The organism is Anaerolineales bacterium (genome assembly GCA_030583885.1).
In the GTDB taxonomy this organism is placed as follows: Bacteria; Chloroflexota; Anaerolineae; order Anaerolineales; family Villigracilaceae; genus Villigracilis.
The window spans coordinates 549,044-573,057 of sequence record CP129480.1; the positions used below are offsets into that span (position 1 = coordinate 549,044).

A 24,014-nucleotide genomic window follows, 5' to 3' on the forward strand; every position below is an offset into this window, starting at 1 on the left:
TCATGTTCCGTTGTTTTTTTGTGTGTTTACCTTTCCGACCAACCAGTCTGCCCAGACATCCATCCCTTCGCCTGTTTTGCAGGAAACGGGGAAGGGTGTTACGCCTGGGTTGAGCACTTCCACTCCCTGTTTGAAGTATTCCATGTTGAACGGCACATACGGCAGGAGGTCGATCTTGTTGATGATGAGCGCCTGCATCCCCATATACATGCCGGGATACTTATACGGTTTATCATCGCCTTCTGGGATGGATGCGATCAGCACGTTCAAATGCGTGCCGAGCAGAAAACTCGCTGGGCAGATCAGGTTTCCGACGTTTTCGACAACCACAAGGTCCAGGTCTTGAAGCGGAAGGGAGGGCAGCGCATCCGCCAGCATGACCGCATCCAAATGGCAGTCGCCGCCGGTGTTGATCTGTACAGCGGGCAATCCCGCCGCCATCGCTTTTTCTGCGTCAATGGAGCTGGCGAGGTCACCCTCGACCACACCGAGTTTCAAGCGGCCGTTCAACGCATCAAGAGTCTTGAGAATAAAGCTGGTCTTGCCCGCGCCGGGGGACGCCATGATGTTGATCGCATACACACCGGCATGGTCGAGCACCTCGCGGTTGCGGGCTGCAATGCGGTCATTGGCGGAAAGAATTTTTTCGATAATGGGAATGCGCGTGTTCATGGTCGATCTCCGATACATCATTCAACGTCAATGCTTTCCACCTGGAATTCATTGCCTTTGCTGATCCCGACAGATGAACTCGAACAGGCCGGGCATTCAAACGTTTCACCGTTGGGGCGGAAGACATGTCCGCAACTGCGGCAGGTCATTTCGCCGGGGATTCGTTCAAAATGCAAGATCGAACCCTCGGCCGCAGTATCCTTCGAGAGGATGTCCCAATAGAACTGGACCGAGTCATCCACAATGGAGGAAAACTGACCGATTACCAGGTTGACCTGTTTGATCTTGCGGGTGCCGGCGTTCCCCAGTGCAATATCGAGAATGCCCTGTGTGATGGAAAGCTCGTGCATTTCACATTAAACGTACCCCCTTTATCGCAAATATCCAAGATGGACAAAGTCACCCCTGCGGCTGATATTCTTCTTTATGCTTTGTGACTTGTTTTAGCAGGTCAATGACAATCCTTGCCGCGAATGGCACCGCATCCGCAACCGGCCGCGAAAGTTCCTCACCAAAGTCATATACCCGCCTTGTCGCGATCCCGATGATCTCAATATCGTCGGGCAGCTGTGCGCCCATGGACCTGCCCAGTTCAACCGCATTTTGCAGGGATGTATCGTGCGAACTGGTTGTATGGAACGCGGAATAATTGGGCAGGTCGCCTAACTTTAAGATCAGGATGGCGCCGGGTTCATCCTCCGACGCGAAGGCATCAATCAGGATCGCCCTGTGATAACCAATCAGATGCTCCATCAACGCCAGCCCGCCAAGCGAGAGATATTCGACATCCACCTGCGAATCGGGTGGTAGCTGCTTCAGCACTTCGTCAGCGACTTTCCAGCCAACACCATCATCGCCGAGGATGGGATTGCCGAGTCCCACCACAATGGTTTTCATGATGATTTCCTCGTTTCACCCCTAACCGATAACTGCCTCCGCTTAACAGAACTGTTTCACCACCTCAAGCGGATTTCCATCCGCGTCCCGAATGGTAATCTCCAAAGGCATCTGCCCCGGCAGGGAATGCGTGGCGCACCCAAAGCACGGGTCATACGCACGGAATGCCATCTCCACCATATTGAGCAGACCTTCATTGACATTGCCGTCCTTGATGAGACTGCGCGCCGCCTTGTTCGTGGACATCTGGATCGGGGCGTAGTTGTTGGTCGTGCCGACGATGAGATTCGCCCTGGTCACGACGCCCCGCTCATCGGTCCAGTAGTGATGCGTGAGAGTCCCGCGCGGCGCTTCGACGATGCCAATCCCCTCGGTGGGGATCTCGGTCGGTTTGGCATGTACATTCGGTGATGTGATCTCGGGGTCGGCGACCAGTTCCACCCAGCGTTCGGCGGCGTAGAGCAGTTCGATCAGGCGCGCCCAGTGCGTGGCAAGGCGTTGATGTACGGGCTTGCCGCCAAGCGTCTTGTAGAACTTGTCGTGTTCCTCCTGCGCGAGCGGTGTTGCCATGCCGTCGGAGGCGTTGAGGCGCGAGAGCGGGGTTGCCATGTACACGCCCGAATCCACGCCGTCTTCAAAGCCCTTCCAGCCGACGTTCTTGAGATACGGGAACTTGAGATAGGTCCACGGTTCGACGTGTTCGGCAATGTGGTTCATATATTCGTTCGGCGCGTATTTGACGAACTCCCCGCCGTTCGGATCAACCACTCGTACTTTGCCATCGTAGAAATTGACCTTGTTGTTTTCATCCACCAAGCCCATCGAGTAGGTGCGATGCGTATACACGTCACCAAGGATCAGGTCAACATACGCCTTGTTGCCAAGCACGATGTCGTTGAAAAGTTTGAGGCTGAATTGCGCGAAATCCACAGCCCACTTGCCCATCTCTTCGATCTCTTTGCGTTGTTCCTCGGTGATGCCCTTGGTCATTCCGCCAGGAATGGACGAGCACGGATGTACTTTGCGCCCGCCAAGCATTTCGACGACGGTATGACCGTATTTGCGCATCTGGATGACCTTGCCGCCGATCTCCAACCCCACCTTGTGGATCACGCCAAGGATGTTTCGCTCAGCCACGGGCGCATCGGGTCCCATCACGAAATCAGGTCCACCCAGCGCATAGAAGTGGGTGGTGTGGTCGGTGCAATAGAACGCCATGTAGAGCAGTTCGCGCAGCATCTTTGCCGTGCGGGGCGGGTCCACCTTGTAGACCGCGTCCGCCGCCTTGGATGCCGCCATGTGATGCGCCTCCGGGCATACGCCGCAGATGCGGTTCGTCAACAGCGGCATCTCCTCGATGGGGCGTCCCACGACGAAACGCTCGAAGCCGCGCAGTTCGGGAATCTGAAAATAGGAATTGGCGACATTCCCTTTGTCATCAAGGAATATTTCGATCTTGCCATGTCCTTCGAGACGTGTTACGGGGTCAATGGATATTCTCTGCATGGGTTCCATCCTTTATTTTTCGAGTGACGCGCCGCCATCCTTCAGTTCCTTGACGAAGTGCGCCCGTGATTCCACTTCCTCCAATTTGAGCGAAGCGTACTGCGAGGCTTCCTTCATTAACTTTTCAGCAAGTGCCTCCGGCAATTTCTTGAGGTCTTCCAGCGAATAGCCCTTGTCATGCAGGTATTCTTCGATCAGGGCTTTTTCCAGCAACGCGTTGCGATCTTCCACAGGTTCGGTTGGTTTTGTAGTCATGTCATCCTCCTTTCAAGATGGCTTGACGTACGCACGTCCTTATAGGCTATTTCACCTTCCAGGCATCCCTGTTGGCTTTGAGCAGGGACCCTGCCAGATTGAAGCGATATACCTGTCCGGTCGGGTCGGGGATGCCGTCCAATATACGGTCGATCTCTTCGGGTTCCGTCGCGTCGATGACGGATGAAAAGGCGGTGATCAATCTCGCACCGTAATCCATCACACCCTCGGCGGGACCATAACAGCCGATGCACTGCGCACCCACGCCCGGACAGCGCGCCATGCATCCACTGCGCGTGGCGGGACCGTTGCACGGAATCCCCTGCTCGAGCAGGCACAGGTCTGGGTCAACGGGTGCAATGTCCTGAATCCGCGTGAATTCCTTGATCAATTTGACATTGCGCGCACGCGGACATTCATCACACACTGTCGAATCACCCGCGCCGATCACTGCTCCCTTCGGCGGGAGTTCTGCTTCGCCTTTAACCACTTTGATGACCAGATCGATTACTGCCGCGATCTGATGCGACTCAGGCGGACAGCCCGGCATGAAGTAATCCACGTCCACCACCTGTTCGAGCGGACGTAAAACCTTAGCCAGTGTGGGGATATGCAATTCGCCTTCGGGTACGTCATACGAAGTGCGCGGATAAATCTCGTTTGGATTATCGGTCGTGATGGTGTTATACGCCGTGTGGACAATGTCACCTACCGGGCTGAGATTTGCCAGCCCGGGGATGCAGCCTTCACAGGCGCATGAACCGAACGCAACCATGATCTTCGATTTCTGCCGCAGGAGTTTGGCGAGATGCTCATTCTCATCATTGCGGATGCCGCCGTTGAAAAGCGTGAGCAGGATCGAGCCGTCTTCCATGGCTTCGACATCCTTGTACTTCGCGTCCATTGCCACGGGCCAGAAGACGACATCGAAATTGGCGTCCACATCCAGAATTTTTTCATGCGTGTTCAATACCGCGATTTCGCACCCGCCGCAGGACGCCGCCCAGTACATTGCGAATTTGGGTTTGCCATTCGTTGTCATGCTGGCACCTCCATTTCCTGACCATGGACAATGGACGATTTACCATCGTCCGCGGTCTGCGGTCCATCGTCATCCTTGCCCCAGTTCAACGGACCCAGTTTGCGGATCTCCTCCACGAACGTGGTGGTCTCACTGGCGAAACGTGCCCCTTCCGCCGCGCTTGCCCACACGAGTTTGACTCGTCCAGGCTCAATGCCCAGACCTGTGAGCACGCGTCGGAGCAGGAGAAATCGGCGCAGTGCCTTGTAATTTTGCTCGATGTAATGGCATTCACCCGGATGGCACCCAGTGATCATGACGCCGTCTGCTCCTTCTGAAAGAGCACGCAGGACGAAGGTCGGGTCGAGGCGCCCGGAGCACATCAGGCGGATGAGTCTCACGTTCGGCGCATATTTCATGCGCGCCGTCCCCGCCAGGTCCGATGCGCGGTAACTGCACCAGTTGCAGGTAAAGCCGATGATGGTCGGTTCGAATTGGTCAGTCATGGAGTCCACTCCTTACGCTTCCACGGGTTCGAGATTACGCATCAACAAGCCATCAATTTGTGCAATGATCTGTTCATTGCTGAAGCCCGTGCCGCTGATCGCGCCCGCAGGACAAGCCGCCACGCAGGTGCCGCATCCCTGACAGAGCGCGGGGTTGATCTCGGAGACATTGTCATCTGCGAGGAAGGCAATGGCGTTGAACGGACACAGTCCATTGCAAATGCGGCAGCCCGAACACATCTCTTTATTTACGGTTGCCTTGATCGGTTCGAGTGCTACTTCCTTTTGCAGAATTTTATCGAGCACCCGCGCCGAAGCCGCTGCGCCCTGCGCCACGCTGGATGGAATATCCTTTGGTCCCTGCGCACAGCCCACGATGTAAATGCCTTCGGTCATCGTTGAGACGGGATCAAGCTTGGGATGTTTTTCCGTGAACCAGCCATCCATCGAACAGGAAATGCCGAATAATTTTCCGACTTCCCTGGCGTCGTGGCGCGGCTCTAATCCGCTGGAGAGAATGACCATATCCACAGGGATGCGCCTCTGCTTGCCAGCCAGCGTATCTTCGGTCTGGATGATCAGCTTGCCTCTTTCATTGGAATAGCGCGCCGCATCCGTGACTTCTGCCACTTTGCCACGCACGAACAACGTGCCTTCTTCGAGCACACGTTGATAGAACTCGTCGTAGGCTTTGTACGCCGTGCGCATGTCAATGTAGAAGTTGTAGACCGTTGCACCCGTCCGTTCGTGGACGAGATGCGCAAACTTCAGTCCCTGCATACAGCAGATGACCGAGCAGTAGTTGTTGAAGTTCCTGTCGCGCGAGCCCACGCAATGGATGATGCCGACACTCTTTGGTACGGTCTTGCCGTCGCGCAAAACAATATTTCCAGTGGTCGGTCCCGCCGCGTTGGACAATCTCTCGAATTCCAAACTCGTGAACACATTCGGCAATCGTCCATAGCCGTAATTGCTCACGCGCCGCGCATCGAACAGGTCATAGCCTGTGGCTAGCACGATATTGCCGACATCAATGTTGATCAATTCATCCTGCTGGTTGAAGTCGATCGCGTTGGTTGGGCAGAATTTTTCACACGCCTTGCACGTCCCTTTTTCGAAATAGATGCAGTTCTCCTTGTCCATCACAGGGAAGTTCGGCACGGCTTGCGCGAACGGTGTGTAGACCGCCTTGCGGTATCCCAACCCCGCTTCGTACACATCGTCAATGACTTTCTTCGGGCACTTCTCCTGGCAGATGCCGCAGCCCGTGCAAAGTTCTTCATTGATAAAGCGCGCCTTCTTTTTGATGGTGACGTTGAAATTGCCGACATATCCCGCCACGTTCACCACTTCGCTCCACGTCAACAAGGTGATGTTCGGATGCGTCCCTGCCTCCACCATGCGCGGCGTCAGAATGCAAGCCGAGCAATCCAGGGTCGGGAAGGTCTTATCGAACTGCGCCATGTGTCCGCCAATGGATGGTTCGCGCTCCACCAGATACACATGGAAGCCCGCGTTCGCGATCTCCAAAGCAGACTGGATGCCCGCGATCCCGCCGCCCACCACCAGCGTATTCGGATTGATCGGGACTTTGATCTCATCCAGCGGAGCATTCTCGATCACCCTCGACACCGCGCCTGACACCACCGCCTTTGATTTCGCCGTGGCGACGGCTTTATCCGTGTGCACCCAAGAGACCTGTTCGCGGATCGAAGCCAACTCAACCAGATACGGGTTCAAGCCCGCGTTCTGCGCCGCGATGCGGAAGGTCTTTTCATGTAAATGCGGCGAGCAAGCCGCAACCACCACACGCGTCAGCCCAAGTTCCTTGATATCCTTCTCGATCAACTCCTGCCCGAGGCTGGAGCACATGAACTTGTAATCGCGCGCGACGACCACGCCCTGATGACCGAGTTTTTCCGCCGCCCATTTGGCGACATCTTCGACATCCACCACGCCCGCGATGTTCGACCCGCAGTGACAGACATAGACACCGATTTTCTCTGTCATTTCACCGCCTCCTTCCTGTCCTCATGCTTGGTCCAGCGACGCGGCATGGGCAGACCTTCATCCTTCTTCCTCGGCGCGGCTGGCTCCTGGGTGACAGGCACCTCCACTCCGATGTTCGCCAGCGCGTTGCGTGAATTGACCATCTCCGCGCCGATGCCCAGTTCCTTCGGCTCGCGTCCGAACGCCAGCCCCATCAACTGCGTGAAGAACAGGATCGGCATATGATAGTCCGTACCGAAGTGATTGTTCATCTCGTTCTGGTAGGCATCCACGTTCATTTGGCACATCGGGCAGACCGTGACCATCATCTGCGCGCCGCGTTCGTCCGCATCCGCCACGAGTCGGCGGATGAGTTCGAAGGCAGTTTCAGGTCCGATCTGAGTCATGTGCCCGCCACAGCATTGCGTCGTGAGCGGATAATCGATCACGTCCGCGCCCAGCGCGCGCAGCAGGTCATCCAATTCAGTGGGATGCTCATGGTCAGACCAGCGATGCTGGTAATCAGGTCTCGGCAGCATGCAGCCCATGTACGGCACGACCTTGAGTCCCGTCAATGGGCGCACAACGGCATCCCGAATTTTCTCCAGACCCACGTCATAGACGAGAATGTCGATCAGGTGGCGCACATCCAGCGTGCCCGCCTTGTACTGCAGGTCGCCCGCCGCCAGCGCCTCATTGACCTTCAGGCCCAGCGCGGGACGCTCCTGCATGTAATGATCCGCCTTGGCAAGGTTGAGATAACAGGCCGAGCAGGGCGCGACCACCGTGCGCGTACCGCCCGTCCCGTTTACGGGGTTCTTTTGCTTCGAAGCCAGTGCCAGATTCCGCGCGATCAACGAATAGGCAGGGATCAGATTGATGCCGAGATATTCCGTTGCACCGCAGCAGTTCCAATCCTCGATCTCTTCGAAGTGCAGATCGAGCGGCTCCACGATCGCATTGAGCGACTCCATGTAAGCCTTCGCACTGGATTCCATCGAACAACCCGGATACAAAAGATATTTGTTCATGAGGTCATCTCCAGTTGCTTGGCGCGGTTCAATATCTTTGTCAACTGATCCATGTGCTTGATTCGTTTCGGCGTAAGCGCCATGCGCCCCTTGGTGATCATGCCCAGCCCCATCGGCATCATGCCCGGCAGGCGCAGCGGGAAGTGTTTCAGGTAGTGACGTGACGCCAGCCCCATTTCAAAACTGCGGCCATACGACTCGACCATGTCCACAAAGGTTTGTGAAAAGTCAGGTGCGGTCGAGTTGGCGTACAGCTTTGCCTTGATCGCCATGCCTTTGAGCGTGTACATCACGTCCGCAATGTGCACCTCCTGCGGACAGCGCACCACGCAGTGGTAGCACGAGACACAGATCCACTGCGTATTGCTCCGCAGGACCTCCTCGCGCATCCCCGCCCGCAGCATTGCGAACAACATGCGCGGCGTATGATCCATGTCCTTGGCGACGGGGCAGGAGCCCCCGCACGTCCCGCACTGGATGCACATCTCCAGCCGCGAAACGCCCGCCGTTTTCATGCTGACTTCATGTAATAGGGAAAGATCCTCCTCGTGGGATAATCCCGCTCGGACTCTCTCGTCTGTCATCTGGGGCATCATAGCCTCCGTGCCACAACCAAACCACACCAGTCGCTGCTCGGCATGACCGCGGTCATCCATTCGCAGTTAAGTCCATTCCCCCAACCTTATAATAGTGAAAGCTGCCACAAGTAATAGTAACAAAGATAACGCCACAATCCTGATGAACATCCTATTAAGCAGATACAATATGCAGATGAACATCCTCCTGACCGGCGGACGAACGCCTGCCGTCCTGGCTCTCGCGCGGGCCTTCCGCCGCGCGGGACAGACCGTCTTCATGGCGGAGAGTCTGCGCGGGCATTTGAGCCAGCCGTCCAATGCGCTCCAAGCCAGTTTTGTGGTGCCAGCCCCGCGTCAAAACCACGAGGCGTTTCTCGTCGCGTTGAACCGCATCATTGCCGGCAATAGAATCGACCTGCTCATCCCCGGCGGAGAGGAGATCTTCCATATCGGGGCGGGCCGCGAGCAGCTCCCCTGCGTCATCTTTGCGGAACCGATCAACAAACTGGATCATCTTTATAACCGCTGGCATTTTGTGATCAATGCGATCGAAAACGATCTGTATGCGCCTGAGACCATGTTGATCAACAGCCATGACAACCTGCTCCAGGCGTACGCACACTGGCGCGGGTTGATCTTTAAGCCCGTCTATTCCCGCCTCGCTTCGCGGACCATGGTCCTGCCGCCGTTAAAGAAGGCGTTATCCACACTGAAATATGATCCGCCCTGGATCGCGCAGGAATACATCGAGGGACAGCGCTACTCCACCTATTCGGTCTGTCACAATGGCCATATCACCGCGCATGCAACCTACCCGTGCAGCGTCAGAACCCGCGAGGGCGCACCGATCCTCTTTGAACATGTGGAACACCACGCCATCTTTCGGTGGGTGAAAACCTTTGTGCAAAGGAACCGCTTCAGCGGCCAGATCTCGATTGATTTCATGGAGGCGGCGAACAGACAATTGTTTGCCCTGGAATGTCTGCCGTATGCGGCCGGCGGCGTGCATCTGCTGGCTTCACATCCGCAGTTTGTGGAGGCCTTCCTGAACCCGGTCATGAACTGCATCACGCCGCCGGGCGACCGCGCCCACATGCTTTCCGGCGGCATGTTGAGCGAGGCTCTGCCGGCCTCCCTTGCCAGTGGAGGATTCCGTCAATGGCTGAAAACCTTCCTCACCAGCGACGATGTGATCCTGGATTTCCGCGACCCCCTGCCGTTCTTATTGCAATTCAGAGGTATCCTTGCCCATAGAATTTTGGCGTGGAAGCATGGCATCACCCCGCTGGAAGCCTCCAGGCTTGATATCGAGTGGACCGGGGCGGCAGATACCCCAACCGCCGTGTAGATGTGGATCATGGGCGCGCGCGACCACCAAACAAAAACACGCCCACCCGGACGTGTTTTCAGCGGAGAGGGCGGGATTCGAACCCGCGACCGGTTTAACCCGGCACTCACTTAGCAGGCGAGCCCATTCAGCCACTCTGGCACCTCCCCATGTCTCACTTGACGATAATATTGTAACCATAAATCGGGAATCGTCAATAACCAGCGGAGGGAGTGGGATTCGAACCCACGTTGGTGTGACCCAAACATGTTTTCAAGACATGCGCCTTCAGCCGCTCGGCCATCCCTCCATGAGAAATCTAAATTTTCAAGCGGAGGCGATTTTACCATAACAAAATCACCTCTCAACCCAGTCTGCGGCGGCGCGGACCGCGAAATTACACACAACCTGCATCACGTTCATTTGCGGAAATGATCGTACAGGGCGACCGCAATGACAATGCCGACAACTGCCAGGATAATGATAATGGTTGTCATGCCGTTTCTCCATCTGGATTATACGCCCCAAGCGCGTGCTGCGCGCGCAAGGCCCGGGCGCGAGGGTTTGATGGTGAGGGGGAGGAAGTTGAAAGATACGAATGGCTGGATGAAACAGCATATCTCCGAACACCCCAAAAGGCTACATTCTTTCAAAAGTATTACTTTTTTCCTCTTGACTTACTTTTCAGGTTAAGGTAATATATTACATATAAAGGAGCTAAAAATGGAAACCTACGCAACCATTAAGGGGCAGATCGTCATCCCCGCCTCCTTGCGGCGAAAATATGGGATTAAGAATGGGACGAAGATCATCGTCACAGACACCGGGGACGCAATTGTCTTGAAGCCTGTGACCGAACAGTATCTTAGAAACCTGCAGGGATCTCTCAAAGGCAGGGGAGGGTTGAAGATTCTGGTTGAAGAACGCCGCAAGGACAAGGAAAGGGAGAAATAGTCATGGCGGCAAAAGTACTCGACTCATACGCATTGATGGCTTTCTTTGAAGATGAGCAGGGGGCAGACCTTGTCAGAGGCTTGATTCATAAGGCCGTAACGGGCGACACAAATCTCATGATGAGCGTCATCAACCTGGGGGAGGTGTGGTATTCGATTGCCCGCACGAATTCCCCCGGGATGGCAGACCAATATATTAGCGAAATCAAGGGCATGGGGATCGAGATCGTGGAAATTGACTGGACGTTAACGCGCCAAGCCGCTGTTTTCAAAGCCAATGGAAATATATCCTATGCCGATTGTTTTGCGGCGGCATTGGCGAAACTCCGCAGGGCGGAATTGGTTACTGGAGATAAAGAATTCAAAACCCTACAAGACGAAATTAAAATCTCTTGGATATGATGTGTTGGCATAATTTGAATAATTATCCCCAAAAAATAGTTTAAATTAATAAAAAGACGGCGACCCACCTGCGCCGTCAAACTATTCACTATGTGACCATCAACCTAAATCACACCCAACTTCTTCCCCACACTCTTGAACGCCTCCAGGCCCTTATCGAGATCGTCCTTCGCGTGCGCGGCGGAGATCATCACTCTGATTCTCGCCTTGCCCTGCGGCACGGTCGGGAATCCGATGGACATGGCGAACACGCCCGCATCGAACAACTCGCGGCTGAACTGCTGTGCCAGCGGCGCTTCACCGAGCATGACCGGGGTGATGGGCGTTTCACTCACGCCCGTGTTGAAACCGAGGTTCTTCATTTCGGCTTTGAAGTACTTGGCGTTGTCCCACAGTTTATCCACCAACTGCGTTGAGTCTTCGAGCAGATCCACCGCCGCGAGGCAAGCCGCCGTGTCCGGCACGGTCATCGCAGAGGAGAACAGGAACGGGCGTCCGCGCTGGCGCAGCCACTCGATGATGACCGACTTGCCCGCCACCACACCGCCGACCACGCCGAAGGCTTTGGAGAACGTGCCGACTTCCACGTCCACGTTGCCGTGCAAGCCGAAATGATCGACGATGCCGCGCCCGCCCTTGCCGAGCACGCCTTCGCCGTGCGCATCGTCCACCATCAATAGAATATCGAATTTCTTCGCCACTTCATAAATAGCGGGCAGCGGCGCGATGTCGCCGTCCATGCTGAAGACGCCGTCCGTGATGATGAGCGCGCGGCGATAATCCTTCAGATTAGCTTTTATTTGTTCTTCGAGCGACTTCACATCGGTATGTTCATAGGCGATGATCTTTGCGCCCGACAAACGGCAGCCGTCAATGATGGAGGCGTGATTCAACCTATCTGAAAAAATCACATCCTCTTTGCCCACCAGCGCAGGGATGGTCGCCAGATTGGCCGTGAAGCCGGATTGAAATGTGATTGCCGCCTCCACGCCCTTGAACTGCACCAGGCGTTTTTCCAACTCCACATGCAGGGTCATCGTCCCCGCAATGGAACGCACAGCGGCGGGTCCCACGCCCATTTCATCGGTCGCTTTTTTCGCGGCGGCGGTCAACGCGGGATGGTTCGCCAGCCCCAAATAATTGTTTGAACAAAAATTCAAAACCTGCTTGCCATCCACGATCAGCCATGCGCCCTGCGGCGAGCCGATCGTACGGATGGTGTTGTACAGTCCCTGCGATTTCAAGCCATCGATCTCCTGCTGGATCCAGTCTGTCTTCGACATGTTCATCTCCTTGGTGATTTCATTATAGTCACTTCCCCGCGCGCGATGTGTCATGATTCGAATCGTCACGTATCACTTCCGCCAGCAGGCCCAACTCCGCCAGCGCCGCCAGGACCTTTTCGATGGCCCCGCTTTTGACGACCACGGCCGTCGGACTTAATAACTCGCCCAGGAATTTCCCCGCCCTCGACTTGCGCATCTCTTCCATAACCTCGGGCCTGCTGACTCGCAGCACGAGCAGACTCTCCACCCGCGCCTCTGCCCCGTTCGCGTCCCAGCGTTTGAGCGCCTTGACCATCGCGGGCGGGACCGCTCCATTCGTGTATTTGACCAGCAGTGCCAGCAGCTGTTCGGCTTTCAATCCCTGCTCATGAGCGCGCTTCAACGATCTCGCACTGACGGAGTAAATGTAATCGTCGCCTTTTTCATTGTCCCACTCACAGAACCGCGAAATTTGATAGCGCACCGCGCGGGAGAAATGGCGGGAGACGACGATTCGTCCATTGGAAGAGACGTTTATTTTTCCGTTGAGAGCCACAGGCTGAAGGTCGCCCGACTTTTGACTTTCGACCATCGACAAAATTTTAAACGCCATGAATTCCTGCCCCTCTTCCGGCGAAGCAAGGTCAACTCTGCCCAGCCAGTGCAATACTTGAATTAAATATGTGACGAGCGCGCCATCCACTGCATCCCAATACGCGAATCCGCGCAGGAACTGGCCGTCCGATTCGCGTTTGATGAACCACGAGTCATAGTCCCCTGCGGGGCGTTGGAAATCGGGAAATTTTTCCTTTATCGCGCGCAGGAATGCCGGCAGACTCCACCATTTTCCCTGCGGAATGTCATTAATCAAGTCCAGTAGAAATTCGCGTGTTACCTGCGGCTGGTTCTTCCACTCACCTTCGCAGACGAGACTTGGCACTAAGCGCAGTTCATCAAAGGTATCCGATGCGAGCCAGGCGTTGTAGAGCATGGTCAATGCTGCGGGGCGGGCGGCTTCGAGGAAATTTTTCACCGCTTCGGGTTGCAGTACCTTCTTTTTGATGAGACCAGCAGTATTCAGTAATTCCTGTAGGTCACGTTGTGGTCTCGATACGCCTTCGGCTACCCGGCCACCGATACGCAACGCCGCCAGATGGGTGGTTGCGTCATCCAGAATGTGGTCGGTGGCGGGGATCTCGTGTGCCTTTTCGACGGGAGTAGCCGGGCGTCCAAGAGGTCCGCTTTTTGTTGCGGGCGACGGACCTATCGCCCCTATGTGTTCGATGATCTCAAATAGATCGTCAGGGATGTAGGCGAATTCCTGTGCGCCTTTTTCGGTGTCGAAGAAGGCTTTTGCGAGTACTCCGCGATAGAAGAGAATTTCGGAGATGGATGTCGGCTTGAGGTGCGGATGTTCCCGGTCGCGCCGGCCTGCGCCCATCTCTCGGATCTCGCCATACTTGCGGGCGAAGGCGACCCATTCCATTTTCCCGCTGGATTCGGCGAGCGCGGTCAATGCGCCGCGGGCTTCAGCGGGAAGAATTTCGAGGGTTTCGGAAACAGCTTCGAGGTCCAGAAGGGAGGCGCATAGTTCCTCGAGGGCGGAATCCGAATCGCTGGATTCCAATTCGAATCCCCAAAATCCAGCCACAATGAGGAAATATCCCAAATCATGTTTTTGCAGGGAGGCGGAGAGCCCGGGCATGCTTCGATTCTATCATTGCCTGTGCGGGTATAACAGGAACGTTTCGAAATGCGCATCGTCTTGGATGAGTTTGTGTTGTATGTCGTTGAATTTATAAATATAAGGAGATCAATATGTTCGCTGTGTTACGTTTTTTACACATTATTGCCGGCATCATTTGGGCGGGAGGAGCCATCCTGATGAATTTGGTGATCGGTCCCGCCATCGGCGCAACCGGTGACGCGGGAAGACAGTTCGCTGGTCATTTGATGGGAGAGACTGCTTTCTCAAAAGTGATGCTTGGCTGCGGTCTGACGACCGTACTGGCTGGAACCTATTTGTATGGGGTTAGCTCCAACTGGTTCACTTCCGGCTGGATGATGAGCGGTCCGGGGATCGGGTTCGGCGTTGGTGCAGTTGCAGGGATTTTGGCACTCGTGTTCGGGTTCATGATTGGCAACACCAACGGTGCGTTGGCGGCGCTTGGCGCGCAAATTCAAGGCAAGCCCACGGACGCGCACATGGCTGCGATGGGAGCGCTTCGTAAGCGCCAGGTCTTTGTCACCACTGCAAATACGATCTTCATCCTTATTTCGATTGCATTGATGGCATCTGCGCGGTTGTTCCGATAAATCTCTTAAGCGAAACGGCGGCGGACATAAAATCCGGCCGCCGTTTTTGTTTAACCGTGGACCACTTGCAGGGCCTGGGGCAAAATCTCGAAACTCACTTTTTTCAAGTTGCTGCCGAAGCTGGTGAAGATCTCGCCATCGGCGTGGATGTAAAGCGGCAGGTCGGATGTGAGCGTGAGTTTCTTAAATTCTCCCATACGCACTTGTTTGAAGCGCATGTGTGTGCCTTTCATGAATTCAGGCACGAGGCGGAACATGGTGGCACGCGAGACTTTGTCAACGATGACGTATTCCATTTTGCCATCGTTGTTCTTCGAATCAGGCGAGAGCATGAACCCGCCGCCTTCCCGCGGACCGTTGCACAAGGTCACCATGAGGGTATTGCCTTCCCATGTTTCCGCATCCGTTTCTATTTTTACCTTGGCGGGATTGTGATTTAAGAGGATCGTCTGGATGACCGCCGTGAGATACATCAGAAAGCCTTTGACGATGGGCAGTTTATGCGAGCGGATGGTGACGACCGCGTCGAAGCCGATGCCGAGGGTGTTGTCGAAGTATTCCTGCCTGCGGTGTTCGTCGGTCAGCAGGCCGATATCCACCGGCTTTACGGTTTCCGCTTTGAGCGCGTGGGCAAGCGCATACGATGATCTCTGCGTCAGGCCGATCGAGTAGGCGAAATCATTGCCGGAGCCGATGGGGACAACACCCATGACGGGGCGCCTTTCTTGCGGGACCTGCATGAGTCCATTCATGACCTCATGGACAGTACCGTCCCCGCCCATGGCAATAACCAGGTCACAGCCTTCTGCGGCGGCTTGCTTTGCCAGCTCAATGGCGTGAGTCGGGTAGACTGTCCCACTCCAGGTCAGGTCGCCTTTGAATTCCTGGGCGATCGGGCGCAGGTCATTGGCGGTCTTCCAGGCGCGTCCCATATCTGCCATCGGGTTGAGGATGAGTTTTACTTTACGGGGCATGATCCAGCTCCTGAGTTTGGTATACCGCACCCGGTCACAAATTGCGCTTTTTTAGAAGGGGGAAAGCGCAATTTGTGACCGTGGGTATTATTATGTGATGATATAACCCCGTGTGAGTCCCTTTGGTTGCAAGGAAAGGAGCCTTATCGGCTATCAATCCTTAATAAAGGTGTTTAACGTTAATGGGTCAAGTGGCCCTGTAGCTCCCCTGGCAATGACATACGAGCCGCGCTTGTATTTTTTGGCTTGATACAACGCCGCATCCGCGGCGCGCAACAGATCGCTGGCGGTGCGCGAGTGTAATGGATAGACGGCGATCCCGGCGGTGATCCCCAGCCGAATGGACTGGCTCGCTGAAACCGGAAAAACATATTCCCTGATCCAATCAATGATTCTTTTGGTGACGAGTTCAGCCTCCGCCTGCCCGCTGTCGCGCATGACCAGGGTTAATTCATCGCCGCCGTAACGGGCGAGAAAATCCATGGAACGCATTTTCCCGGCAAGGTAATTGAACACATCATGAAGGACATCATCACCAATACTGTGACCAAAGGTATCATTCACATGCTTGAATCCGTCCAGGTCCATCATCACAACGGAAAATCCCAAGTTTATGCGGCTGGCACGGCGCATTTCCTCCTGAAGGCGTTCGTCCAATGCACGGCGGTTGGGCAACCCCGTGACGCTGTCTGTGTTTGCCAGCTCGGTCACACCTCGATGCAGGCTCGCATTGAAGATCGCCGTTGCCGCATGGTCTGCCAGCAATCCGATCAGGCGCAGTTCCGACCCGGTGAACCCGCCGGTGGTGGAACGGGAAAGGTTCATGACCCCCACAATCGCATTGTTGAATTTGAGCGGGACGCCGATGATCGAGCCGCCCCAGTCCCGCGGGACATCCTTAAAGAGCGGATGGCTTAGGATATCTTCGACGATGAGCTGCTCCCCATGATTTGCCACTGTATAGGTAAGTCCGTGCGGCCTCGGCATGGCGAAAACCTTGTTCCTTTCCCCGTCCATATTCAAGGATGCGCCAAATTCCAATCGTCCGTGTGAATACAAAAAGATGTGGGCCGACCGCGAATTTTTCACCAGCCGCATGGCTTCGCTCACGACTGCATCCAGAACGGTCTGAAATTCCAGGCTGGATGTCAAATTTAAACTGATGCTTTTCAAGGAATCCAGTTCGTCCGCCTGCTGTCTTACCAGGGTCAACAATGAATGTTTGGAGATGATTTCCCGCGCAACAGGCTCGACCCACCCGTCCTTTTTCTGTGAGTCACGGGATGACTCGGCGGCTTCAATCAACACCTGTATGAGTTTTAGGACCCCCTCCTTTTCTTCAGGCGGAATTGTATCGTCCTGATCGATCGCCTCCCAGGCACGCTGGAATACGCCGCTGTGCTCATCCCTGTTTTTCTTCATATCACCCTTATGGCCGCTCCTCCTGAACGCCAGCCTAGATCTGGCCCTGGCTGGCACGAATAATGGAATTATACGTCCATTTTCGTCAAGAATTGGATTGTGTTAGAATGACATTCCACTCCTTTCGACGAGGTTCCTCGTGTCCAACTCACCCAAACCTGCTCCTGCCACCCCATTAACTTCACGCCGACGCGGGATCATTGTCGGCGCCTCCGAAGGGATCGGCGCCGCTCTCGCCCGTAAACTGGCAAAAGAGGGATACACCCTTGCCCTGATCGCCCGCCAAAAAGATAAATTGAACGCCTTGTGTATGGAGATCAATCAGGCAGGCGGTGAAGTTCGCGCCCTGGCCTACCCGCACGATGTGGCTAAATACAAGGAAGTTCCCGCCCTGCTCCAAAAAGTCGTTGCAGACCTTGGCGGGCTGGATGTTTTTGTCTTTATGGCGGGGGTTAACCATCCGCCCGGCGGTGTTGACAAATATAATTTCGAAAACGACCGCAGGATGATCGAGGTCAATCTGATCGGTGCCATGGCATGGCTCAGCCCGGTGGCGGAAATGTTCCAAAATGCCAAAATGGGACAGATCGTTGGCATCGGCTCCGTCGCCGGAGACCGCGGCCGCATCGGCAACCCCGGGTATAACACATCCAAGGCCGGGCTTGCCACCTATCTTGAAGCGCTTCGCAACAGGCTCACCCGTCATGGCATCAACGTATTGACCGTCAAACCCGGTTTTGTGAAAACCGAAATGCTCAAAGCTGCACAGGGGGCGACCCCCTTTGCCATCCCTCCCGAAAAGGCCGCGGACGATATTTACAAAGCCATGCGCAGGCGCAAACAACTGGTCTATACTGCCTCCATATGGCGCTGGATCATGTTCATCATTCAACATGTGCCATCGGTGATCTTCCGCCGCATGTCCTTCTAACTTCATTCCAAACCCACCATGCAAAACACCTTCACCCAACTCGATAACTTCGGACATTCGCTCAGCGCGCCGTCCTATCTCATCCAACCCAGATCCGCCGCGGAAATTTATTCCGCGTTCAAACTCGCAAGGAAAACGGGGCTTGCCGTAACAGCGCGGGGAGCCGGTCGCAGTTATAACGATGCCGCCTTGAACGGCGGCGGAATCATGCTGGATATGTCAGCGATGAACAGGATCACGAAATGGGATCAGGCAAGGGGTCAGGTGCGGTGCGAGCCCGGCGTCACACTGGAACAACTTTGGAAACAGGTCGAACCCGAAGGCTGGTGGCCGCCCGTTGTCTCCGGTACCATGAAGACCACGCTGGGCGGATGTCTTGCTGCGAACATTCACGGAAAAAACAATTTCAAAATGGGCACGATCGGCGAACACGTAGTGGAGTTCACCGCCGTTCTGCCGACGGGCGCGGTGGTGACCTGCACGTCCACAAAGAATGCGGATTTGTTTTACGCGATGATCGGCGGATATGGATTGCTTGGCATTTTCACATCCATTACCCTGCAAATGAAGCGCATCCATTCCGGCCTGCTCACTGTGGACGCATGGCCCGTGCAGAATCTCGGCAGACAACTCTCCAGCCTGCACGATGGCGCGCCGAATTATGATTATATCGTCGGCTGGCTGGACTGTCTTGCGGGCGGCTCATCCCTCGGGCGCGGACAGATCCATGCCGCACGCTATGTGCATGAAGACGAGGACCCAAATCCGCAGGAGACGATGAAGATTCAAAATCAAATCCTGCCGCCGCGCATCTTTGGTGTTTTTCCGAAGGCGCTGCTGCATTACTTCATGACCCCGTTTTTTAATAACCTGGGCACATGGGGGATCAACACCGCAAAATATATTGCGTCGTTGCGTAACCATACCTTTCGCCAGCCCCATGCGGCCTTTCATTTCCTTTTGGATTATGTCCCCGATTGGGAACTTTCCTACGGGCGCAAGGGATTGATCCAGTATCAATCCTTCCTTCCAAAAGAGACTGCCGAAGCTGCATGGACGGAAATGCTCAAGCTCTCGCTTAAGAACCGCCTGCCATCATACTTGGGAGTCACCAAACGCCACCGCCCGGATAAATTCCTGCTTACGCATGCCGTGGACGGTTTCTCGCTCGCGATGGACTTCAAAGTGACCGATGGCAGCCGCGCAAAATTGCGCTCCATGCTGTTGGATTTCGACAGGATCGTGCTCGCCAATGGCGGGCGATTCTATTTTGCGAAGAACAGCGAAACCACAGCCGAGACGGCGCTTGCATTTTATGGAAAAACCACAGTAGCCAAATTCAGGAAATTGAAAAAACGCTGCGACCCGAACGGACTGCTGGAATCGGATCTGTACCGAAGAATCTTCAAATAATACATGCAGGGGCGGGGTTCCCCGCCCCTGTGGACTTTAATGCTATGAACCTCGATATTATTGATCTGGGTCTGATCGATTATGAACGTGCCTGGAAATTGCAGGATGAATACGCGGCGGAGATTGCAGTGGGAAAACGCCCGCCGACCCTGCTTTTGCTTGAACACCCCCATGTTTATACATTCGGAAGAAAAGGCCGTGCCGGGAATTTGCTCTGGAATGAGGAACAGTTAAAACAAAAGGGCATCTCCATTCACTGGGTGGACCGCGGCGGCGACGTCACCTATCATGGCCCGGGACAGCTGGTGGGCTATCCGCTTCTTCCGCTTGGAAAAGTAAACACAGACAATAAACTTCCCGAAGCCGATTATGTGGGTTACGTCCGTAAACTGGAGAAAATGTTGATCGGGGCATTGATGCAGTTTGGGGTTGCGGCAGGCCAGCGCTCCGGTTTGACCGGGGTGTGGATCCAGGCCGATGTCCATTCACGCTGTCCGCGCTGCAAGCCCGAAGACAAGAAAAAGCCTGCGAAGATCGCGGCCATCGGCGTCAAGGTGGATGCGCGCGGAATCTCCCGTCACGGCTTTGCGTTGAATGTCAAGCCAGACATGGAATACTGGGATGGCATCATTGCCTGCGGTTTAAACGAGCCGCTGGTATCGCTGGCGGATCTGCTGGACCCCGGCCCTTCCGTGGAACAGGCAAAAGAGAGGATAATTTCCTCATTTCACCAGATTTTTGAAGATGAACAAAAAGCCTCCTGCGTTTTGTAGGGGACTTTTTATTCTGCAACCACCCAGCGGTCACGCCCGCTGCTCTTTGCTTTATACATGGCATGGTCGGCGCGGTTGAGCAGTGTTTCCCATGTATCCTTGCCCGGACGAAATTGCGCCACACCGATGCTCAGGGTGATTTTTACCGCGTGCTCCTTGACATGCATCACTTTTTTATGTGCCTGCTTGCACAAACGGGAGGCTTGCTCTGCGGCGGCGGTTATGCCCGAACTCGGCAGCAGGATTAGAAACTCCTCACCGCCATATCTTCCGACGATATCCGGAGTACGGACGCCTTCCCGCAATTGGTGGGCAACCTGTCTTAATACCTGATCTCCTATGGGATGTCCGTGGGTATCATTCACCGCTTTGAAATTATCCACATCCACAAGAGAGATGGAAAGCGGCGTGTTATACCGTTCGGCACGCAGTACCTCATCCTGTAATTCGCGGATGATCGCGCGGCGGTTGAGCAAAAAGGTCAGCGGATCGGTTTGGGAGACCTCCTTGGCCTGCGCGATCACCGCATTGAGTTCGACCTGTTTGCTGCGGGCGAGTTTTCTCATGGATTCACTTTTGGCATGGAATATATTCACCTGCCCGTTCAGGTCCTGGATTATTTCCTGTAATGTAATATCTGTTTCCATCTGCTCGGCAATGAACAGGGTGCGTCCGTCCTGGGCAGGAAAAAGGAAGCAGTTATAAAACACGGCGTGGCCCGCGCCGTCCGGGGGCAGTTGCACCGCCCAATGCGCCGCCGTTTTGTTCGTCAGTTTGGCCTGTAAAACATTTTTGTCCTTTTCTGAAAACAGGTCATTCAAACTGGCTGTTGACGGGAGCCTTCCCTTCCATGATTCAAAGGCGGAATTCCACGAAACCAGCGTGCCGTCGCTTTCCACAAGCGCCACCATGGCTTGTATGGTTTCGAAGATTGTTTCCACATCTTGTGTGGTCATGATTTCCGCAAGCTTTTTCATGGATTCAATTTTAATGTATTCGCCCTGTTTTTTGCCCACCTTACAAATTTAGCAACCCGCATCATCTTGCCCCTTTTCTCCCGAACTGGCGTTCAAGCATGTCCACTGAGAGATGGACCATGGTCGGTCTGCCATGCGGACATGTCCGCGGCGACTGGCAGGCTTCGAGATCGTTCAACAGGCTGCGCTGTTCCTCGCTCGTGAGTGTCTGTCCGCCTTTGACTGCCAGTCGTTTGCAGACTCTGGCCGCAAGCCGCGCCTCCACCTGCGCCTGTAATGGAGTCTCGTCCTCTTCAAAATCCTCCACCAAAGCCCTCAGCGCGGATGCAGGGTCGCCGCCCGAGAATAGGATTGGCATCGCGCGCACTTGAAAGGTATTCGTACCGAACTCTTCCACTTCAAAGCCGAAATGATTTAAGAACGGCAATTGCCCTGTCAATATTTTCGCCGATTGAGGCGGCAGTGTGACAACTTGCGGGGCAAGCAACGCCTGTGACGGGATGCTTTTATTTTCCCGCTGCGCCATCAATTTCTCGAACAACACCCGCTCATGCGCCGCGTGTTGATCGATCAGATACAAACCATCCGGACCCTCCGCCGCCAGATACGTTGAGCCGATCTGCCCAATGAGACGCAATAAAGGCACGCCGGTTGAGAACGACCTTTGATCCTTCGGCTCGTCCCTGCTCACTGATAACGGCTCACTGCCCATCATCGCCGCTCCACCATCCGCCGTCGAAGATGCAATCGACCAATCGATCCCGATCTCCCTCGGTTCCGCAGGTGCGGGCCGTGAACCCCACAACTGCGGTGAAACGGATGGGACGGGAGTGTACGCCAGCAGGGCCTTGCGCGTTGAACGCTGTACAAAACTAAACACCTTATCCTGGCTTCTAAAACGGACTTCCGCCTTGGTGGGATGCACATTTACATCCACATCCTCGGGCGCAATTTCCAGGAACAAGGCGCTCAGTGGATAGCGTCCCACCATCAACAGGGTGTGATACGCCTGCAAGAGCGCGGAGTTCAACGAGACATCCTGCACCCAGCGGCCATTGATGAAGAAGGTGATCTCCCGGCGATTGGAACGTGTAAGTGAGGTTGGGCTGATGAAACCGGATAAGGCCAGCCCCTCCTCGGAGGCCATCACTTCGAGCATTTGCCTGGCAACATCCACACCGTACAATGCTGCGAGAATCGCACGCCGATCCCCGTCGCCGGCGGTTTGCAATGTCGCTTGTTTACCGTCCGTCACTTTAAAACGGACATTCGGATATGCCAGTGCGTACCGCGTGACCAGCGCATCAATGGCACGGCGTTCGGTCGTATCGGTTTTTAAGAATTTCAAACGCGCGGGCACGTTGTAAAACAGATTTTCCACACGCACCACCGTTCCCACTGGTGCACCGGCTTTTTCAACGTTTGCGGATATTCCGCCATCCACCCGCAAGCGCGCGCCCTCCTTTGAAGACTCCACGCGGGATGTGATGGTCATGTGTGAGATGGAGCCAATGGAAGCCAGCGCTTCGCCTCGGAATCCCAGGGTCTGGATGTGGAACAAGTCTTCGGACTGAATCAGTTTCGAGGTCGCATGACGCGAGGCGGCCAGTTCCAATTCGGCAGCGGGGATGCCGTGCCCGTCATCCGCCACTTCGATCAGGGTCCTGCCCGCAGCCTCAATGGAAATGGAGATGTTTTTCGCGTCCGCGTCCAACGCATTTTCGACCAGTTCCTTTACGACCGAAGCGGGACGCTCCACCACTTCACCGGCGGCAATCTGGGACGAGACTTCGGAGGAGAGCAATCGAATGGACATGGCGCGATTATACCCACGACACACGCAATTTGCGGGCAGGGTATTATATAATCACACCCAATGCGATTCACCACCATTTTTTTCGACCTCGACGACACCTTGTATCCGCCCACCACAGGGTTGTGGCAGGCCATCAAACAGCGCATGAACGAATACATGCGCGGGCATTTGAACGTTCCCGAAGATCAAATCGGGGCTTTGCGCGAAAAATATTTTCTGGAATATGGGACCACCATGCGCGGCTTGCAGGCAAACCACAGGATCGATACGAATGAATTCCTCGCCTATGTGCATAACCTGCCGCTGGGCGAGTACCTCACCCCCAACCCGGCCCTGCGCTCGGCCATCGCCTCCCTTCCAACCCGCAACCTGATCTTTACAAACGCAGACAGGGCCCACGCCCAACGCGTGTTGACTGTGCTTGAGCTTGCCGACCTGTTCGACACCATTGTGGATGTGAACGCCGTCGCGCCATATTGCAAGCCGATGCCCGAATCGTTCCAGATCGCCATGGAATTCGCAGGCGAAACCGACCCGTCGAAATGCGTGATGATCGACGACATCCGCCGCACCACGCGCGCCGCGCGTGAAGCGGGCATGTTCAGCATTTTGTATAACGGTTCATTTGCCGACGGCGATGCAGACGCACAGCTGCTGGATTGGAATGAATTGAAGGATGTTTTGGAGAACCGCCATGGAAACCGGTAATGCCATGATTGGCGCATTGATATTTATCGTCCTGGTCGTCGGCGTGAATTTCATCATGTACGTCATTGTGCGGGGCGCATTTCGCCATGATAAAAAAGATCCTTTGGAGAGGCTGACCCATTCCCTGAAAACCACCTCAAAAAAGGAGGGCGAGTCCATGCATGAACTGCGCCGCAGGATCCTGGAGCTGGAGAGAAGTAAGAAAGGCCCGACAGGCGATTCTGAATAAGTGACCCGTTTCTTACACTACTCGTACAAGGAATTCAGCAATCTTTAATCCAT

At 55.0% G+C, this 24,014-nt stretch carries 25 protein-coding genes and 2 tRNA genes; 9 read left to right on the top strand and 18 right to left on the bottom strand.

Annotation, left to right across the window (positions count from 1 at the left end):
* From hypB to QY332_02780, 10 genes are read right to left on the bottom strand one after another with little or no spacing between them, the layout of a single operon-like run.
* Nucleotides 1-672, bottom strand: a complete 672-nt coding sequence (gene hypB / locus QY332_02735; protein WKZ36843.1) for a hydrogenase nickel incorporation protein HypB — start codon at nt 670-672, stop codon at nt 1-3.
* A 17-nt stretch (nt 673-689) separates the two neighbouring features.
* Nucleotides 690-1,022: a hydrogenase maturation nickel metallochaperone HypA gene (gene hypA / locus QY332_02740; GenBank protein WKZ36844.1), complete on the bottom strand. Its 333-nt coding sequence runs from the start codon at nt 1,020-1,022 to the stop codon at nt 690-692.
* A gap of 49 nt (nt 1,023-1,071) precedes the next feature.
* On the bottom strand, nt 1,072-1,569 hold the full coding sequence (locus tag QY332_02745) for a hydrogenase maturation protease (protein ID WKZ36845.1): 498 nt from the start codon (nt 1,567-1,569) through the stop codon (nt 1,072-1,074).
* A gap of 42 nt (nt 1,570-1,611) precedes the next feature.
* Nucleotides 1,612-3,075 carry a Ni/Fe hydrogenase subunit alpha gene (locus QY332_02750; protein WKZ36846.1) on the bottom strand — a complete coding sequence of 488 codons (1,464 nt, stop codon included), beginning with the start codon at nt 3,073-3,075 and terminating at the stop codon, nt 1,612-1,614.
* Nucleotides 3,076-3,087: 12 nt separating this feature from the next.
* Nucleotides 3,088-3,330, bottom strand: coding sequence for a hypothetical protein (locus tag QY332_02755; protein WKZ36847.1), 243 nt, complete (start codon nt 3,328-3,330; stop codon nt 3,088-3,090).
* Nucleotides 3,331-3,376: 46 nt separating this feature from the next.
* Nucleotides 3,377-4,372, bottom strand: a complete 996-nt coding sequence (locus QY332_02760; protein WKZ36848.1) for a F420-nonreducing hydrogenase — start codon at nt 4,370-4,372, stop codon at nt 3,377-3,379.
* On the bottom strand, nt 4,369-4,857 hold the full coding sequence (locus tag QY332_02765; GenBank protein WKZ36849.1) for a hydrogenase iron-sulfur subunit: 489 nt from the start codon (nt 4,855-4,857) through the stop codon (nt 4,369-4,371). The genes QY332_02760 and QY332_02765 overlap by 4 nt, the downstream gene beginning before the upstream one ends.
* Nucleotides 4,858-4,869: 12 nt before the next feature.
* Nucleotides 4,870-6,867: a CoB--CoM heterodisulfide reductase iron-sulfur subunit A family protein gene (locus QY332_02770; protein ID WKZ36850.1), complete on the bottom strand. Its 1,998-nt coding sequence runs from the start codon at nt 6,865-6,867 to the stop codon at nt 4,870-4,872.
* A complete protein-coding gene (locus QY332_02775; GenBank protein ID WKZ36851.1) occupies nt 6,864-7,877 on the bottom strand; it encodes a CoB--CoM heterodisulfide reductase iron-sulfur subunit B family protein in 1,014 nt (337 codons plus the stop codon). Before QY332_02775 ends, QY332_02770 begins: the two co-directional genes overlap by 4 nt.
* Nucleotides 7,874-8,533 (bottom strand): 4Fe-4S dicluster domain-containing protein, encoded by a 660-nt coding sequence (locus QY332_02780; GenBank protein ID WKZ36852.1) that lies wholly within the window; start codon nt 8,531-8,533, stop codon nt 7,874-7,876. Before QY332_02780 ends, QY332_02775 begins: the two co-directional genes overlap by 4 nt.
* Nucleotides 8,534-8,642: 109 nt before the next feature.
* Between QY332_02780 and QY332_02785 the strand changes: the two genes are divergently transcribed.
* Nucleotides 8,643-9,803 (top strand): hypothetical protein, encoded by a 1,161-nt coding sequence (locus QY332_02785; protein ID WKZ36853.1) that lies wholly within the window; start codon nt 8,643-8,645, stop codon nt 9,801-9,803.
* Between the two features lie 62 nt (nt 9,804-9,865).
* On the opposite strand, the gene QY332_02790 is transcribed toward QY332_02785, so the two are convergent.
* Both QY332_02790 and QY332_02795 read right to left on the bottom strand, forming a co-directional pair.
* Nucleotides 9,866-9,952: transfer RNA gene (locus QY332_02790), tRNA-Ser, on the bottom strand.
* Between the two features lie 55 nt (nt 9,953-10,007).
* Nucleotides 10,008-10,092, bottom strand: a tRNA-Ser gene (locus QY332_02795).
* A gap of 413 nt (nt 10,093-10,505) precedes the next feature.
* Here QY332_02795 and QY332_02800 point away from each other — a divergent pair.
* Together QY332_02800 and QY332_02805 are read left to right on the top strand one after the other, a co-directional pair.
* Nucleotides 10,506-10,736 carry an AbrB/MazE/SpoVT family DNA-binding domain-containing protein gene (locus tag QY332_02800; protein ID WKZ36854.1) on the top strand — a complete coding sequence of 77 codons (231 nt, stop codon included), beginning with the start codon at nt 10,506-10,508 and terminating at the stop codon, nt 10,734-10,736.
* 2 nt (nt 10,737-10,738) lie between these two features.
* Nucleotides 10,739-11,137 (top strand): type II toxin-antitoxin system VapC family toxin, encoded by a 399-nt coding sequence (locus QY332_02805; GenBank protein ID WKZ36855.1) that lies wholly within the window; start codon nt 10,739-10,741, stop codon nt 11,135-11,137.
* Between the two features lie 104 nt (nt 11,138-11,241).
* Here QY332_02805 and QY332_02810 read toward each other — a convergent pair whose 3' ends face one another.
* Nucleotides 11,242-12,420: a glycine C-acetyltransferase gene (locus QY332_02810; protein ID WKZ36856.1), complete on the bottom strand. Its 1,179-nt coding sequence runs from the start codon at nt 12,418-12,420 to the stop codon at nt 11,242-11,244.
* A gap of 28 nt (nt 12,421-12,448) precedes the next feature.
* Entirely contained in the window at nt 12,449-14,107 is a 1,659-nt protein-coding gene (locus QY332_02815; protein ID WKZ36857.1) for a helicase-associated domain-containing protein, read from the bottom strand.
* A 113-nt stretch (nt 14,108-14,220) separates the two neighbouring features.
* Between QY332_02815 and QY332_02820 the strand changes: the two genes are divergently transcribed.
* Entirely contained in the window at nt 14,221-14,718 is a 498-nt protein-coding gene (locus tag QY332_02820) for a hypothetical protein (GenBank protein ID WKZ36858.1), read from the top strand.
* A gap of 50 nt (nt 14,719-14,768) precedes the next feature.
* Here QY332_02820 and QY332_02825 read toward each other — a convergent pair whose 3' ends face one another.
* Together QY332_02825 and QY332_02830 are read right to left on the bottom strand one after the other, a co-directional pair.
* Nucleotides 14,769-15,692 (bottom strand): diacylglycerol kinase family lipid kinase, encoded by a 924-nt coding sequence (locus QY332_02825; protein ID WKZ36859.1) that lies wholly within the window; start codon nt 15,690-15,692, stop codon nt 14,769-14,771.
* A gap of 153 nt (nt 15,693-15,845) precedes the next feature.
* The gene (locus QY332_02830; GenBank protein ID WKZ36860.1) at nt 15,846-17,114 is read right to left on the bottom strand and encodes a sensor domain-containing diguanylate cyclase; all 1,269 of its coding nucleotides are present in this window, start codon (nt 17,112-17,114) and stop codon (nt 15,846-15,848) included.
* Between the two features lie 139 nt (nt 17,115-17,253).
* Here QY332_02830 and QY332_02835 point away from each other — a divergent pair, with 139 nt between their 5' ends.
* From QY332_02835 to lipB, 3 genes are read left to right on the top strand one after another with little or no spacing between them, the layout of a single operon-like run.
* The gene (locus QY332_02835; protein WKZ36861.1) at nt 17,254-18,045 is read left to right on the top strand and encodes an SDR family NAD(P)-dependent oxidoreductase; all 792 of its coding nucleotides are present in this window, start codon (nt 17,254-17,256) and stop codon (nt 18,043-18,045) included.
* 18 nt (nt 18,046-18,063) lie between these two features.
* Complete coding sequence (locus tag QY332_02840; GenBank protein ID WKZ36862.1) at nt 18,064-19,458, top strand: FAD-binding oxidoreductase; 1,395 nt, start codon at nt 18,064-18,066, stop codon at nt 19,456-19,458.
* A 44-nt stretch (nt 19,459-19,502) separates the two neighbouring features.
* Nucleotides 19,503-20,231, top strand: a complete 729-nt coding sequence (gene lipB, locus QY332_02845) for a lipoyl(octanoyl) transferase LipB (protein WKZ36863.1) — start codon at nt 19,503-19,505, stop codon at nt 20,229-20,231.
* 8 nt (nt 20,232-20,239) lie between these two features.
* Here lipB and QY332_02850 read toward each other — a convergent pair whose 3' ends face one another.
* Together QY332_02850 and mutL are read right to left on the bottom strand one after the other, a co-directional pair.
* Nucleotides 20,240-21,187, bottom strand: a complete 948-nt coding sequence (locus QY332_02850; protein ID WKZ36864.1) for a GGDEF domain-containing protein — start codon at nt 21,185-21,187, stop codon at nt 20,240-20,242.
* 82 nt (nt 21,188-21,269) lie between these two features.
* Nucleotides 21,270-23,024, bottom strand: coding sequence for a DNA mismatch repair endonuclease MutL (gene mutL, locus QY332_02855; GenBank protein ID WKZ36865.1), 1,755 nt, complete (start codon nt 23,022-23,024; stop codon nt 21,270-21,272).
* 60 nt (nt 23,025-23,084) lie between these two features.
* Between mutL and QY332_02860 the strand changes: the two genes are divergently transcribed.
* On the top strand, nt 23,085-23,732 hold the full coding sequence (locus QY332_02860; protein WKZ36866.1) for a pyrimidine 5'-nucleotidase: 648 nt from the start codon (nt 23,085-23,087) through the stop codon (nt 23,730-23,732).
* Nucleotides 23,719-23,961 carry a hypothetical protein gene (locus QY332_02865; GenBank protein WKZ36867.1) on the top strand — a complete coding sequence of 81 codons (243 nt, stop codon included), beginning with the start codon at nt 23,719-23,721 and terminating at the stop codon, nt 23,959-23,961. The genes QY332_02860 and QY332_02865 overlap by 14 nt, the downstream gene beginning before the upstream one ends.
* The last annotated feature ends 53 nt before the right edge of the window (nt 23,962-24,014 follow it).